The sequence below is a fragment of the Actinomycetota bacterium genome (genome assembly GCA_041658565.1).
GTDB lineage: Bacteria > Actinomycetota > AC-67 > AC-67 > AC-67 > JBAZZY01.
In genome coordinates, this window is sequence record JBAZZY010000006.1 from 83,392 (window position 1) to 96,834 (window position 13,443).

General features: G+C 65.8%; 11 protein-coding genes. 8 read left to right on the forward strand and 3 right to left on the reverse strand.

Features of this window, described 5'->3' with window-relative positions:
- Nucleotides 1-20: 20 nt before the first annotated feature.
- The 5 genes from WDA27_05505 to WDA27_05525 all read left to right on the forward strand — a co-directional run bounded on the left by WDA27_05505 (nt 21) and on the right by WDA27_05525 (nt 6,029).
- Nucleotides 21-1,124 (forward strand): pyruvate flavodoxin/ferredoxin oxidoreductase, encoded by a 1,104-nt coding sequence (locus WDA27_05505; protein ID MFA5890390.1) that lies wholly within the window; start codon nt 21-23, stop codon nt 1,122-1,124.
- Nucleotides 1,121-2,392: a thiamine pyrophosphate-dependent enzyme gene (locus WDA27_05510; GenBank protein MFA5890391.1), complete on the forward strand. Its 1,272-nt coding sequence runs from the start codon at nt 1,121-1,123 to the stop codon at nt 2,390-2,392. Before WDA27_05505 ends, WDA27_05510 begins: the two co-directional genes overlap by 4 nt.
- A 115-nt stretch (nt 2,393-2,507) precedes the next feature.
- Nucleotides 2,508-4,613, forward strand: coding sequence for an acetate--CoA ligase family protein (locus WDA27_05515; protein MFA5890392.1), 2,106 nt, complete (start codon nt 2,508-2,510; stop codon nt 4,611-4,613).
- A gap of 40 nt (nt 4,614-4,653) precedes the next feature.
- Nucleotides 4,654-5,208 carry an RNA polymerase sigma factor gene (locus tag WDA27_05520; GenBank protein MFA5890393.1) on the forward strand — a complete coding sequence of 185 codons (555 nt, stop codon included), beginning with the start codon at nt 4,654-4,656 and terminating at the stop codon, nt 5,206-5,208.
- A 23-nt stretch (nt 5,209-5,231) separates the two neighbouring features.
- Nucleotides 5,232-6,029, forward strand: a complete 798-nt coding sequence (locus tag WDA27_05525; GenBank protein MFA5890394.1) for a DUF5667 domain-containing protein — start codon at nt 5,232-5,234, stop codon at nt 6,027-6,029.
- Nucleotides 6,030-6,061: 32 nt separating this feature from the next.
- Here WDA27_05525 and WDA27_05530 read toward each other — a convergent pair whose 3' ends face one another.
- A complete protein-coding gene (locus WDA27_05530) occupies nt 6,062-6,919 on the reverse strand; it encodes a methylenetetrahydrofolate reductase (GenBank protein MFA5890395.1) in 858 nt (285 codons plus the stop codon).
- A gap of 154 nt (nt 6,920-7,073) precedes the next feature.
- On the opposite strand from WDA27_05530, the gene WDA27_05535 reads away from it, so the two are divergent.
- Both WDA27_05535 and WDA27_05540 read left to right on the forward strand, forming a co-directional pair.
- The gene (locus tag WDA27_05535; protein ID MFA5890396.1) at nt 7,074-8,819 is read left to right on the forward strand and encodes an alpha/beta fold hydrolase; all 1,746 of its coding nucleotides are present in this window, start codon (nt 7,074-7,076) and stop codon (nt 8,817-8,819) included.
- 93 nt (nt 8,820-8,912) lie between these two features.
- The gene (locus WDA27_05540; GenBank protein MFA5890397.1) at nt 8,913-9,122 is read left to right on the forward strand and encodes a dodecin family protein; all 210 of its coding nucleotides are present in this window, start codon (nt 8,913-8,915) and stop codon (nt 9,120-9,122) included.
- A 7-nt stretch (nt 9,123-9,129) separates the two neighbouring features.
- On the opposite strand, the gene WDA27_05545 is transcribed toward WDA27_05540, so the two are convergent.
- Nucleotides 9,130-10,209 (reverse strand): glycerophosphodiester phosphodiesterase family protein, encoded by a 1,080-nt coding sequence (locus tag WDA27_05545; GenBank protein ID MFA5890398.1) that lies wholly within the window; start codon nt 10,207-10,209, stop codon nt 9,130-9,132.
- 336 nt (nt 10,210-10,545) lie between these two features.
- Between WDA27_05545 and WDA27_05550 the strand changes: the two genes are divergently transcribed.
- Nucleotides 10,546-11,610 carry an erythromycin esterase family protein gene (locus WDA27_05550; protein MFA5890399.1) on the forward strand — a complete coding sequence of 355 codons (1,065 nt, stop codon included), beginning with the start codon at nt 10,546-10,548 and terminating at the stop codon, nt 11,608-11,610.
- Between the two features lie 140 nt (nt 11,611-11,750).
- On the opposite strand, the gene WDA27_05555 is transcribed toward WDA27_05550, so the two are convergent.
- The gene (locus WDA27_05555) at nt 11,751-13,388 is read right to left on the reverse strand and encodes a hypothetical protein (protein MFA5890400.1); all 1,638 of its coding nucleotides are present in this window, start codon (nt 13,386-13,388) and stop codon (nt 11,751-11,753) included.
- Between the last annotated feature and the right edge of the window lie 55 nt (nt 13,389-13,443).

The following is a 13,443-nucleotide window of genomic DNA, read 5'->3' on the forward strand; positions in this document are numbered from 1 at the left end:
GCCGGGCCTAGAATCAAGATGTGCGCGTCTATCTGGACGGTTCCGAAGCGATTGCGATCGGGGCGATGCACGCGGGCTGCGACTTCTTCGCCGGTTATCCGATCACGCCGGCCAGCGGCGTCTTGGAATTGATGATGCGGCACCTGCCGCCCTCGGGCGGCGTTGCGATCCAAGGTGAAGACGAGCTGGCCTCGATCGGCTTTTGCATCGGCGCGGCCATGGCCGGCGCGAAGGCGCTGACGGTGACGAGCGGTCCCGGCATGAGCCTTTACTCCGAGAACATCGGCCTGGCGACGATGGGCGAAGTGCCGCTGGTGATCGTCGACGTCCAGCGCATGGGTCCGGCGACCGGAGGGGCCACGACGACGGCCGAAGGCGACGTGCAGTTCGTGCGCTGGATCACCTCGGGCGGCTACCCGCTGGTCGTGTATGCGGCGACTAACCACGCCGACGCCTACCGGCTGACGATCGAAGCGTTCAATACGGCCGAGCGTCTGCGCACGCCGGTGATTGTGCTCAGCTCCAAGGACCTCGCGCTTACGTCGGACACCGTGGATTTCGGGGATTTTCGGCGCCCGGAGGCCGTTGTGCGCGCGCCCGGTGATCGAGTTCCCTATGCGTTCTTCCGTCCTCAAGATGTTCCGGGGTTTCTCGCAGTCGGCGACCGGCGGCTGGCGCGCTTCACGGGCTCGATGCACGACGAGCGCGGTGTCATCACGACCGACACGCCGCTGGTGGAGCGCAAGCTGCGTCACTTGGTCGAAAAGATCGAGTCTCGCGCGGACGAACTCGCGATCGTCGATGCGGACTTGCAGGAGGGCGCGCGCGCCTTGGTCGTCGCCTACGGGACACCGGCGCGCGCCGCGCGCGAGGCAGTCCGGCGCGCGCGCGCGTCAGGACGGATGCTGTCGCTGCTGGTCCTGCAAACCCTGTACCCGGTTCCCGAAACCGCTATCCGGCGCGCGCTCGGCGGCATCGACCGCGTTGTGGTTCCCGAGTTGAACTCCGGGCAGTACGCGCGCGAGATCTGGCTGCTCGCGCCGGAGTGCGTGCGCGCGCCGGTCAACCGGATCGACGGGACGTTGATCGACCCAGAGGAGATCTTGGAGGCTGCGTTCTCGTGAGCTTGATCGAGCTGGAGAACCTGCCCTTCTGCGCGGGGTGTTCGCATGAGTCGATCTTCCGCGGGCTCGCTGCCGGGTTGGAGCGCGCCGAACTCGGTCCCGACGACGTTATGGTCGTGAGCGACATCGGGTGCCAAGGAATTGCCGATCAGAAGATCAACCTGTCGACGTTTCACGGATTGCACGGGCGTTCGATCACCTACGCGACCGGAATCAAACTCGCACGCCCGCAGCTTCGTGTCGTGGTGCTTGTCGGCGACGGCGGGTGCGGGATCGGCGGCGGACACTTGATCAACGCGGCGCGTCGCAACATCGGCGTGTGCGTTGTGGTGTTCAACAATTTCAACTTCGGCATGACCGGCGGCCAGCATTCGGTCACTACGCCCTTGGGCGCGCTGACCGCGACGACACCTCAGGGCAACCTCGAGCGGCCGCTGGATCTTGTTCGTCTTGCCGAGGCGGCGGGTGCCGGTTTCGTGGCGCGGGTCACTGCGGCGGATCCCGATCTGCCCGACGTTATCGCGCAAGCGGTCGCGCACGACGGGTTTGCCCTCGTGGACGTCTGGGGAATCTGCACTGCGCACTACATGAAGCGCAACGACGAGCGAATGGCGCAGCTTTCCGAGCGCGCGCACGCGACGCCGGGGTACGGGATCGCGCGCCACCACGACGGCGCGCGCGAGTTCTCTTCCGCGCTCGCGCGCGGGAGTGCTGCAGTGCCGCGACTTGAGGACTTCGCAGTGCCCGTCGAGTTCGTCTCGACGCTCGAGCGGCGAATGGGCGTCGTGCTTGCCGGAAGCGCTGGAATGCGTGTCGGGACGGCCGCTTCGATCATCGCGCGCGCCGCTGTGTTGTCCGGCTTGTACGCAACACAAAAGAGCGTGATTCCGGTGACGGTGATGAAAGGGTTCTCGGTCGCCGAAGTGATCCTGTCGCCCGAGCCTATTGAGGACTTGCAGGTGCGCGCGCCCGACGTGCTCGTGATTTCGTCCGAGGACGGCGCGCGCAAGACGGTGTCGATGCACGCTACGGCGCGGCGAGTCTTGATCGAGCCGTCACTCGGCGCACTGGTCCCCGGGGCGACTTCGGTCGAGTTCCCCGGCGTCCGCGCGACGGAGTTGACGCTGGCGATGGCGGCCGCGGCCGTCGCCGAGGTGATCCCGGAAGATGCCGTCGCTGCGGCCGTCGAGCGATGGGGGCCGCCGCGAGGTCACGCGAAGATGATCGAGGCCGTGCGCGCCGGCTATCGCGGGATTGCATCGGCTTAGCGGACGCGGCGATCCGGCTGCGCCGAGCCGCGTGTATCCTGCTGACTGAGTTGATTCCCTCGAAAAGGTGAGCATTTTGAGCCCTGATGATCACGTTCTAGACGACGATGCCCCCGTGTCCTCCTATTTGGCACGATTCGCAAGTCCCCGATCGATCGCGCTCGTCGGGGCGTCGAACAACCCGCTGAAGTGGGGACACCGCATTCTGTTTAACATCATTGAAGGCGCTTACGAAGGTCGCCTGTATCCGGTGAACCCGAAGGAAAGCGAGATCCTCGGCCTGAAGGCCTACCCCTCGGTGGCGGATCTGCCGGAGGTACCCGACGTAGCTTTGGTGTGCGTCCCGGCATCAGCGGCCGCCGACGCGCTCGAAGAGGCGGCGCAGGCCGGCGTGCGGGCCGTGGCGATGATCACCGCCGGCTTCGCCGAGACCGGCAACCAAGAGGCCGAATCGCGTCTGGTCGAGGTCGCGAACCGGTGGGGCCTTGCGATGGTGGGTCCGAACTCGATGGGGTTCTTCTCGGCGCGCGCACACGCGCGCGCGATGATGGCCTCACCGCGTCCCGAGCCCGGCGGCGTCGCATTCCTGTCTCAGAGTGGAAACGTCGGCAGCCAAGGCCTTGGTCGCGGCCACCTTCACGGGACCGGGTTCAGCTTGTTCTTCTCAGTGGGTAACGCGGCCACGCTTGATTGGGCCGACTACTTGGACTTCCTCACAGACGACGAGAAGACCCGCGTGATCGCGCTGTACATGGAAGGCGCGCACGACGGCGAGCGCCTTTTGCGAAGTCTGGCGCGCGCCGTCGCGGTGAAGCCGGTCGTGCTCACCAAGGGCGGGCGCACCGGCGAAGGATCGCGCGCGGCGCAGTCGCACACCGCGGCGCTTGCGACACCCGAGGTGTTGTTCGAAGGTGTCGTGAAGCAGTCGGGGGCGATCCTTAGCAACTCGATCGAGGAGATGATGGACGTCGCGACCGCGCTGGACGTCGCGCCGCTGCCGAAGGGATCCCGAGTCGGGATCATCACTTGGGGCGGCGGCTGGGGCGTGCTCGCGACCGACGCTTGCGTGGCCGCGGGTCTGGAAGTCCCTGCGCTGTCGGCCGAGACCGTTGCGGCGATCGACCAACTGCTGCCGCCGTACTGGAGCAAGGACAATCCGGTGGATCTGGTCGGCGGCTTGGACCACGCCGCGCACTTGGAAGTGCTGAACATCCTGGCGAGGGATCCCGGGTTCGACGCAATCCTCGTCCTCGGGCTGCTGAGTTCCACCGATCCTTACCTGGGAGACGGCACGGATCTCGGCCTTGCCGCGTACAGGCAACTCGGCATCGAGACCGCCGAACGCTCCATCGCGCTTTCGCAGGAGACCGGCAAGCTGATTATCGGCGTGTCGCTCGGAGGGGTGGCTCCGCCACCGGAGGCGCTCGGCCGCTTGCCCGTGTACCACACGCCCGACCGCGCAGTGCTCGTGCTGGCGCGAATGGCCGAGCATGCGCACGCGCTGGCGCGGATGGCCGAACCGCGGATCGAGTTCGAAGTAGATCGCGCGCGCGCCGCGGAGTTGCTCGCCGCAGTGCCGGCCGGTGCGTCGTTGTCCGAGCGCGAATCGCTGGAACTGCTGGGCGCGTACGGGATTCCTACGGTCGGTTGGGAGCTGTGCGAATCACTTGAAGGTGCTTCCGATGCGGCCGCGCGCCTCGGATTCCCCGTCGTCGCGAAGGCTTGCGGACGCGGAATCGCGCACAAGACCGAACGCGGGCTCGTTGTTGCCGGGATCCGCAATCCGGAGGAACTCGCGCGCGCCTGGGAGACGCTGCACGCGCGCCTGGGGGACGATGCTGCGGAGGGGATCCTGGTGCAGGCGATGCTGTCGTCGGCGCGCGAGTTCACCGTCGGCCTGTTGCGCGATCCGGTGTTCGGGCCGTGTGTGATGTTCGGACAGGGCGGCATCTTCGCCGAAGCGGCGCGCGACGTGTCCTTCCGCACGGCCGACCTGTCAATCGCCGATGCGCGCGAGATGATCTCGCAGGTGCGCGCGAGCGCGCTGCTGGGTCCGCTGCGCGGTGAACCAGCGGTGGACGTCGAGGTGCTCGCCGGAATGCTTGTGCGGCTCGGACGGCTCGGCGTGGACTTCCCGCAGATCGCGGAAATCGACGTCAACCCGGTGCTTGTTCCGGCGGGATCCCCCTCGGCCGTGGACGCCTTGGTGGTAACGCGGTAGACGGGTCGCACCCGTCCGACCGCAATGCGAATATGGCGCTGTGATTTCGGAGTCGGAGTTTGCCGCGATCCTCGCGGCCGCCGCGCGCGCGGACGAGGACGCATGGCGCGCGCTCTACGAGGATCTGTCGCCGGCCGTTCTCGGCTACCTTCGTGCGCAGGGTGCCTTCGAGCCGGAGGATCTCCTCGGAGAGGTGTTCGTCGATGTGGTGCGGAACATCCCTCGGTTCTCGGGGAATTCGCGTAAGTTCCGCTCCTGGGTCTTCGTCATCGCGCACCATCGTCTCGAGCAAGAGCGACGGAGCCGTAGTCGCCGCCCGTCGGAGCCCGCCGGATTGGATCCGCGCCCGGACGCTGCCGCCGGCGATGTGGGAGAAGAGGCGATTGCGGCGCTGGAAGCCCGACGTGTGCGCGCGCTGTTGGACGGACTTCCCGAGGGGCAGAGATCCGTTCTGCTGCTTCGGATTCTCGGGGACCTGACGGTGGCGGAAGTCGCGCGGATTACCGGCCGGCGGAGAGGGGCGGTCAAGGCCTTGCAACGCCGTGGTTTGGCGGCCGTCCGGCGGGCGATCGAGGCCGAGGGCGTACCCTTTTAGGGGAATCCGGCGGTAACAGAGACATGAAGACCACACGTGAGCCTCAAGGGAACGATCCGACGGAGTTCAGCGGACTCGTGCGACGCGTGTTCTTGCGTGTACCGTCCGCGGATGTCGCCGAAGCGCATTTGTCGGAGATGCGTCTGGCCGCTGGGAAGTCGGTGCGTCCGGTGTCTCCGCTGTTCCGGCACCGTCGCCGCATTGCGGTCTTGGCGGCTGCGGCTACGTTCATGCTGGCCGGATCCGGTGTCGCGGTCGCGGCGGACACCGCCGTCCCCGGGGATTCGTTGTACGGGGTCGATCGCGCGATTGAGCGTCTGCAATTGGCGATGGCGCGATCACCGGAATCCGAGGTCAACACGCATCTGGCACAGGCGGCTGAACGGCTTGGCGAGATCGACGTGCTGCGCGCGCGCGGCCGACAGGATCGCATCGGGCGCGCGACTTCCGACCTCGCCCGCTCAGAGGACCGAGCCCTGGCCTCTGCGCAAAAGGCCATCGGAAAGGATTTCGAGGCTCTGCATGCCCACGTGCTCGAAATGATTGGAAAGCACGTGACGCGTTTGGGCGAAGTGCGCGCGCGCCTGGAGGCGTCCGGACATGCGAGCCCGAACGCGCTGCAAGCGTTGGAGCGCGCCATGGAGAACGGCGCCAAGGCCGCCGGCAAGGTTCATCAGGGGCGTTCGGGCGACGCGTCCGGAGCGCCTGGGAACTCGGGCGAGCACAGGCGCGACGACAACCCCGGTACCGAAATGCGCCGCGGTCCCGTCGCGCCCGCGGGGTCCCCGCGCACGGCGCGGGGACGGATTCGAAGTTCGTAGTTTCGGCGCCGGATTCCGCGCAGCGTGGAGGCTTAGGCCAGGCCGAGGTTCTTGAGGATCTCTGTCGGGGTCTGGGAACGGTTGAGCGAGTAGAGGTGTAGCCCCGGCGCATGTTCGCGGATCAAGCGTTCGCACAGTGACGTTGCGACTTCGACGCCGAGCGCGCGCACGGCCTCGGGATCTCCTTCGACCGCGTCGAGGCGCGCGTTGAGCTCGTCGGGAATGATCGCATGGTTCATCGCGGCCATTCGGCGCGCGCCGGCCACGTTGATGATCGGCATCACTCCCGGCAGCACGGGCTTGGTGCACCCCAACGTTGCGAGTTCGTCGATCATCCGCAAGTAGTCGTCCGCGTCGAAGAAGAACTGCGTCACGGCGAAGTCGGAGCGCTCGAGTTTCGCGGCGAGGTGGCGGCGATCAGCGTCACGGTCTCCACCCGAGCGCGGGTGCAGTTCGGGGTGAGCCGCGACTCCAACGCAGAAGTCGCCCGACGTGCGAATGAGTTCCACCAACTCCAGCGCGTAGGTGAAATCGCCGCCTGGTGGCGGCGCGTCGGCTGGGGGATCTCCCGCGAGCGCCAGGATGTTGGTCACGCCGGCTGCGCGGTATTGGGTCAGGATCTCGAGGATCTCGGCCTTCGTGTGTCCGACGCACGTGAGGTGCGCCATCGCGGGGAAGTCATAGCGGTTGTCGATGTCGATCACGAGGTCACGCGTGCGGTCCCGCGTGGAACCAAGGGCGCCGTAGGTGACCGATACGAACGACGGCTGCAGCGGTGCGAGTTCGTCCAACGCGCGCCGCAACTGCTCTTCCATCTCGGGCGTCTTCGGCGGGAAGAACTCGAACGAGATCGTCGGTCCGCGTTCGAGAAGTGATCTGATATCGGTCATGGCGCCGGGATGCGCGCGCGCGCCGGGGTCGATTTGGGCATGCGCAAACGGTACACCATGGCGCGCGCGCGCCGGAAGGAATGCCGGCCTTGTGCGACGAAGTTCTCCCCGCTTCGAAGATACCGAGGGCCGGGAAGCCCCGCGAGGAGGGAATGTGAAGCGCACCCTGTTGATGCTTTTCATCGTTGCTGCGTGTGCTACGCCGGTGGGAGGCCGAGCGAGTGCCTGCGTCGAGACCCCGCGGCCGGACTCCGCGAATCCCGTTCTCGCGCAGCAGCGCGCGCAATTCGGGTTCCACGATGAGGAACTCGTTCTCTGCTCACCCGGGTTCACGGAGCCGGTGCATCTTGCCGCGCGTCTGTGGGTTCCTGATGCTTGTGTCGGCGGCGATTGCCCCGCCGTACTCATCGCGCACGGCTTCGGGTTCTCCAAGGAGGCGACCGTCGCCGACATGTACAACGCGGTCGGCAGAGGCCTGGTTGTGCTGAGCTATGACGTGCGAGGACAGGGGGCCTCGGGAGGCCAATCTGCGTTCCTTCAACGGGATGACGTCGCCGACCAAGCTGCAGTGCTTGCGTGGATGTACCGCGAACTGGCCCCTACCAAGGTCGCCGTTTACGGCGTGTCGCAGGGAGGATGGCTCGCGATGGTCGCGGCAATCTACAACTGCGGCTCCTCGCGCGCAGCGAGTTTCGACCTAAGTGTTCCGTGCGATGAGGGCGGCAGGTGGGTTGACGCCGTCGTGCCGATGCAGGGCCCGACTCGGTTCGAGGGTGACGGCACCTGCTCGACATTTCTGCTCCAAGCGATTCCGATGTCGCGCGGGAACACGCGACTGACCGATGCGGCCGCCGGGTGCATAGCCGACGGCTCGCATCCCGAGGGATCGATCATCCTGGATCTGACTCCCGGGCTGGATGCAATCGATGTCCCTGTGTACTTCGTCACGAGTTTCATGGACCGCTTGGTGCTTCCCCAGTTGGTGACCGAGGCGTACGAGCACATGCGTGCGCGCGGCGCGTCCGCCGAAGATCCCTACGCGCAGGATGTTCGGATGCTGATCTCCAACGACGGTCACGGCGACGTCGGTGGCAATTTCGCGGTGCTCGACGAGGTCTTCGCTTGGATTGCTCGGGCGCTCGCGGGTCAGTCGCACCCGAACGAGGCTCCGATCGCCGTCGCGCAGGAGTGGGGGGCCAATCGTTTCCGGCTCGAGGCCGCGTGGCCGATTCCGGGCACGACCGACCAGGTGCGGCTCCTGTCGCGCAGCGGCAGCGACGCGACTGGAGCCCTGGTCGTGGACTCGCCGGCCGGCGAGGCAGAACCGCTCTTCAACGTGCCTAATGCATCCAGCCCGCCCGGCGTGCCGTTCGTCGGCTCGATGCTGCGAACCCAGGGCTCCCAAGGCCGACCCGGCATGCGACTCGTGTACTTCACCGATCCGATGCCGGACACGATCGAGATCACCGGTCTTCCCGAGGCGTCGGTATGGGTGTCGTCGTCGAACGCCGCCGGCGTGGGAGAGGGACAGATTCACGTGTCGCTGGCGGAAGTAACGCCGGCGGGAGACGTGACGGAGTTCGCGCGCGGCCGTCGCGGCGTGCGGGGTTTGGGTGCGAACCCGCGGGAGGTAATCGTGCCTCTCACCGTGTCCGGTCATCGGATTGATGTCGGAAACCGGCTGATGTTGGCCATTTCGCCGTCGGATGTGGGTGAAGCCGTGCCGGCGCGCACGACAGACACGATGTTCGTGCACCACGACGCCTCGGCGCCGTCGGGGATCCGGTTCTCGACGGTGCCCGTCGATCGTTCACTTCCGCCGGGCGATGCCCCGTCCGGGGCAGCCTTCACTGAGAACCCCACCGGCGCGATCTGCGCGGCGCTGCGGCTTCCCTGCTGAGTCGTCCCCGCCGACCGCCGAATCGGGGGCTATGAAGCGGTTGGCTTTTCTGGAAGGATGTGCGGAACAGGCGTCCGAAGGAGGGGGAGCGAGATGGCAGAGAGCATCTATCGCGTTACCGAGGTAATCGGCACCAGCGATATGTCGTGGGAAGCAGCCGTCAAGAACGCCGTCGAGACCGCGGCCAAGACGCTTCGGGACCTTCGCATCGGCGAGGTCGTGAAGTTCGACGTCACGATCGAGGACGGCAAGGTCACCGCCTACCGCGCGCGCGTCAGTATTTCGTTCAAGTACGAGGGCTAACCACAACTCACAACGCCGACGGCAATGCGGAGTCGTCGCCGGCGAAGACGACGGACTCCCAGTCCTGCGGCAGTGCGACGCACCCGCCGCGCGCGGTCTGAATCGGCGAGCCGTCGACCTCGAGTGTCTTTCCGGGGAGCCCGAGTCCGCGATTGCCGACCAAGCACGCGCGCGCCCCGTCAAGGGTGATCGAGGTTGCGACCGGTCGGTCGAGCACGGCGACCGCGACGTCGGGGTTGTTCACCATCGCGCCGTCGGCGCCGATGTCGCGCGCGAACGCGAGGTCGCCGGCCTCGGAACCGGTGACGTCTCCCTGATACACGTTCGGCTGCACGAACCCGCACGCATCGTGGATCGCGGCGATCGCCTCCGGTGGGAAGTTGGGCAAGGACGAGCCGAACCACTGGTACTCCGTACCGAGGGCGAACAGAGCCGCGGGCGGCGTGTCTTCGTACTGGCTGTTGAACATCACTGTGGCGTCCGGCGCCACGGCCAGGATCTGCTCGGTACGTCCGGGAACGTACGGTTGGAAGATCGACCGCTCGATGATGCCGGGGTACTGCGAGGCGAGCAGCGCGACGCCCGCTGCGTTGGCGACCGTTTCCTTTAGGTCGAAGCTAATGCCGACGTCGTGCTTGCTCGCGAGCGCGAGCACCTCCTCAAGTCCGGGAACGTAGGTCGGGTCGTACTCGGTGCCGCGCCACCCGTCGTTGTCGGCCGCGTTCAGCGCGGTGACCTCGTCGTAGGTCATCAGCGGAATCAGTCCGCTGCCGTTGGTCTTGTCGTCGACCTCATAGTCGTGCAGCACGACCCAGCGTCCGTCGAGAGTTTGCTGGACGTCCACCTCGATCATGTCGAGCCCGTAGGCGATCGCATACTCAAACGCCGGGATGGTGTCCTCCGGCGCGAGATTCGCAGCCCCACGGTGGACGGTGATGCGCATGTGCTCGAGACCGGCGTCCGGCGTGCCGACGTCGCTCCACCGCGCGGGGTTCGGAGTCCGGTCGCACGCACCGGGCGCCGCCGGAGCGCCGACGGAAACCGCGAGCGTTGTTGCCGCGGCGAGAAAGATCTTCAGGATTCGCATGCACCGAGGTTTCGCCCGCGACGGCCAAAAACCTCTTTGCGATCGGATCGGGCAAGTCGCTGGGGAGCTAGCGTGCGGGTTTTGTCTGCGGAGCCGCGTAGCGGGCCGACGAGTTGGAGGGCTTGTTGCCAATGTGCCTCTTCCGGTAGAACTGGGATCACGATGAGGCAGTCTCTATCCGAGGTTTCCTGGGTACGCGAGCACGCGTCGGCCATTCGGTCCGATGACCCTGACGATGAAGACTGGTCTGACCTGGAGTGCATTGCCGACCTCGTCGGAGATTCGCGAGTGATAGGACTGGGGGAGTCGACTCACGGGACGCAAGAGGAAGCGCGAATGAAGCATCGGCTCTTCCGATTCCTGGTTGAGGAACTTGGCTTTACGACACTTGGTATTGAGCGAGACGTATCTGTAGTCGGTGCCGTCGACAATCTCTTGGGTCCCGTGAAGACTCCTCTCTCGAACTTGCCTGCGGGAATGTATCCGTGGCGCTCGATAGAACTTCTTGAGTTGCTTCAATGGATACGCGCCCGCAACGGATCTCGTTCCGAGAGGATCCGTTTCGTTGGCTTCGATATGCAGCAGGAATTGGACGCCGGCTCGGTTGATGTCGTTCGTCGATTCCTAGCCGAAAGCGATCCGATGTATGCGGCATCCGTCGGGCCGGTCATGGAAGCCTTGGAAGAGGTGATTGCCGCTGGAATCGCTGACACTGTTTCCTCAGTGAGTGCTCCCGGGCTTCTTCGCGCGTCAGCTGAAATCAGTCGGCGCGTTGCCGAGATGGACAGTCTGCAAAGGACCGAGGGGTCTTGGGTGGCGGCGCTGAACGCGTCCGTTATTCTTCAATCTCTTCAGCTGCGCGCACTCCCACCACCGACCTTGGAGGATTTGCGCGCCGTCAAACACCGTGATCGATGCATGGCCGAAAACGTCCGGTGGATACTCGATCGTCTGGGCAAAGAGAGCAAGCTCGTGTTGTGGGCACACAACTTCCACGTGGCACGAATTCCGGAGTTCATGGGTGGTGTCCTCGACGATCTCATAGACAGCTACAAGGCGATCGGTTTCGCCTTTCATGAGGGCTCTTTCCGTGTTCGGCTAGATGCTCGCGACGGCCGCGGCATGTCGGCGCCTCAGGTAGTCGAAGCCATCCCTTCGTTCGAGGGAAGCTTCGAATGGCTTTGCCATGAAGCTGGACTCAAGCGTGCTGTTATTCGGCTCTCGGACGGCAGGGAGCATCCTGTTGCCCGGGAGTGGCGAATGCGGGAAGTCGGTCATGCGGTGACTGCCGGTCGCAGTGTGGATGAGGAGTTTGCTTCGTATCGAGTTGCCGACATCTTTGATGCGCTCGTGTTCTTCGATTCGACCAACGCGCTCGATCTACTACCTCTCCCCAGTTGATCGTTGGTCTTCTTCTGCCGGTACTTCGACCCACGTACGGATCGGTGCCCCTGATCCAGGCGCTTTCGAACCCTCAAAGGAGTGGGATCCCAGGCCGCTGGACGATGGGGGCGGACCGGGCCAAGAACCCTGCCCGGGATCTACTCGAATCCAATCGGCCTGTCGCTCGCGAAGTTCGGAAGCGGGGCGCCAGCGCGGCGCAAGCGCCACGCTTCGGCGGCGGGGTCGCCGCCGGGGTCCGGGCGCGCGACCAGTGTCTCCCCGCCCGCGATCGCCGGCAAGGTCCATCCGAGTTCGGGGAAGACAAGTGAGCCCGTGCTGGCGAGGAGTTCGGTTTCGGTGAACTGCTTCAATCCGAAAGTGTGCTCCAGCCAAGTCCGCGCTTCCGGCGACGCCGCGTCTCGTACCGCATCCGGCACTTCGATTGCTGCGTAGTAGCGGCGCTGCTCGGCTACGAGTCCTTCTTCGCGTGGTTCCTGTCGGAGTCCGTCCACGGAGTGAAGGACGAGTTCGAGTTGTTCTCCGCTCGGCAAGAGAGCGTGCAGCGCGGTTGGAGTGCACGCGTAGTGGAATGCGGGCACTTCGACGACGGCACCCTCGACGGGCGCCGGGCCGTAGGCGCGCGTGTAGGGCGTGCCCAGCAGCGCGGGATCGACGGCCGGACTCGGTGCGGGCGCCAGAGCTGTTCCCTCGATCTGTCCGGCGCGCGCGTGGAATTCCCAGTCCCCACCGGCGACTTCCCGCTCCCAGAATCCGGCGTTGTCGTAATCGTCGATCCCGCCCACGCGCACGATGCGGTGGACGGAGTCGGTCCCGGTTTTGTGAATCGAGAGTCGGTCGGTTACGCGGCCCGGCGGCCGTCCGAGATCGACCCAGTCCGGAGCCGGTAGTTGGACGAGTGGGTTGGGGCGCTCGCGCTGGTCCTCGTAGGAGTACCCAAAGAACGCGGCATCGCCCCCCGAGATGTCGAAGTCGTAAAGGCGCGCGAAGACGTCGCCGTGGCGCGTCATGACCGCTATCGTCGAGCCGCTCGCGCTCAGCGCCTCCAACTCGAGCCGTCCATCGAATGGTCCGCACACCTCGTAGCTCGTGTCGTTCGGAAGCCACGGGTCGAGGAACGTGATCGTGCGGCGGTCGCCGCGCAGCACGTAGATCGTCGTGACTTTTCCGCCGCCGACGCGCTGGCTGTTCCCCGCCCGATCGGTCCAGGTGACGTCCTCGGCGTTGGACAGGTCCGAGAAGGACCAGGCAGTCGTGTCGCTTGGGATGCGGAATCCGGTTCCGGCCCAAAGATAGGGCCCCCAACGATTCGTCCAGTTCCACAGAGCTGGGTCGGAGAGAATCCCGTCGAGTGTGAAGATGCGGCCTTCCGAGTCGACGGCCGCGAGTTCATCGTCGTCCGCCGATATCGCGCGCAAGCCTCCCTCAAGACACGCCGGGAGTGGAACCGTCCGCCACTGACGCGCGCCGTCCGAGATGCGGGAGAACCACAGTCGATCATCGCGCAACGCGAACTGGTAGCGGCGGTTGAACGTCTCGGTGGTCGTTCGGATGTCCACTTCCTCGGGCAGGTCACCGGATCCGGCGGACTCCCAGGATTGCTCGATGTTCGTGCCCGGAATCGAGCGGGTGAGCGACTCGACCGGGATTCCCGCGGTGCCTGCCCATAGGGCGGCGCACGAGGCGTCCGTCGTCGGGTCGCTCACGGCCGGCATGGTCGCCCCCAGAGACGCCGCTCCTACGGAGACAATAGCCAGAAGTCGGGCAAATGGGATCATTAACTCATGCTAGCACCCGGCGAGCTTTCGTCGCTGGGTCGATGGTGGTACCCCT

Coding starts and splice junctions, on each gene's coding strand:
- WDA27_05530 (MFA5890395.1), bottom strand. CDS start 6,919: ATGACCGATATCAGATCACTTCTCGAACGCGGACCGACGATCTCGTTC.
- WDA27_05550 (MFA5890399.1), top strand. CDS start 10,546: ATGAAGCATCGGCTCTTCCGATTCCTGGTTGAGGAACTTGGCTTTACG.
- WDA27_05540 (MFA5890397.1), top strand. CDS start 8,913: ATGGCAGAGAGCATCTATCGCGTTACCGAGGTAATCGGCACCAGCGAT.
- WDA27_05555 (MFA5890400.1), bottom strand. CDS start 13,388: ATGATCCCATTTGCCCGACTTCTGGCTATTGTCTCCGTAGGAGCGGCG.
- WDA27_05545 (MFA5890398.1), bottom strand. CDS start 10,209: ATGCGAATCCTGAAGATCTTTCTCGCCGCGGCAACAACGCTCGCGGTT.
- WDA27_05525 (MFA5890394.1), top strand. CDS start 5,232: ATGAAGACCACACGTGAGCCTCAAGGGAACGATCCGACGGAGTTCAGC.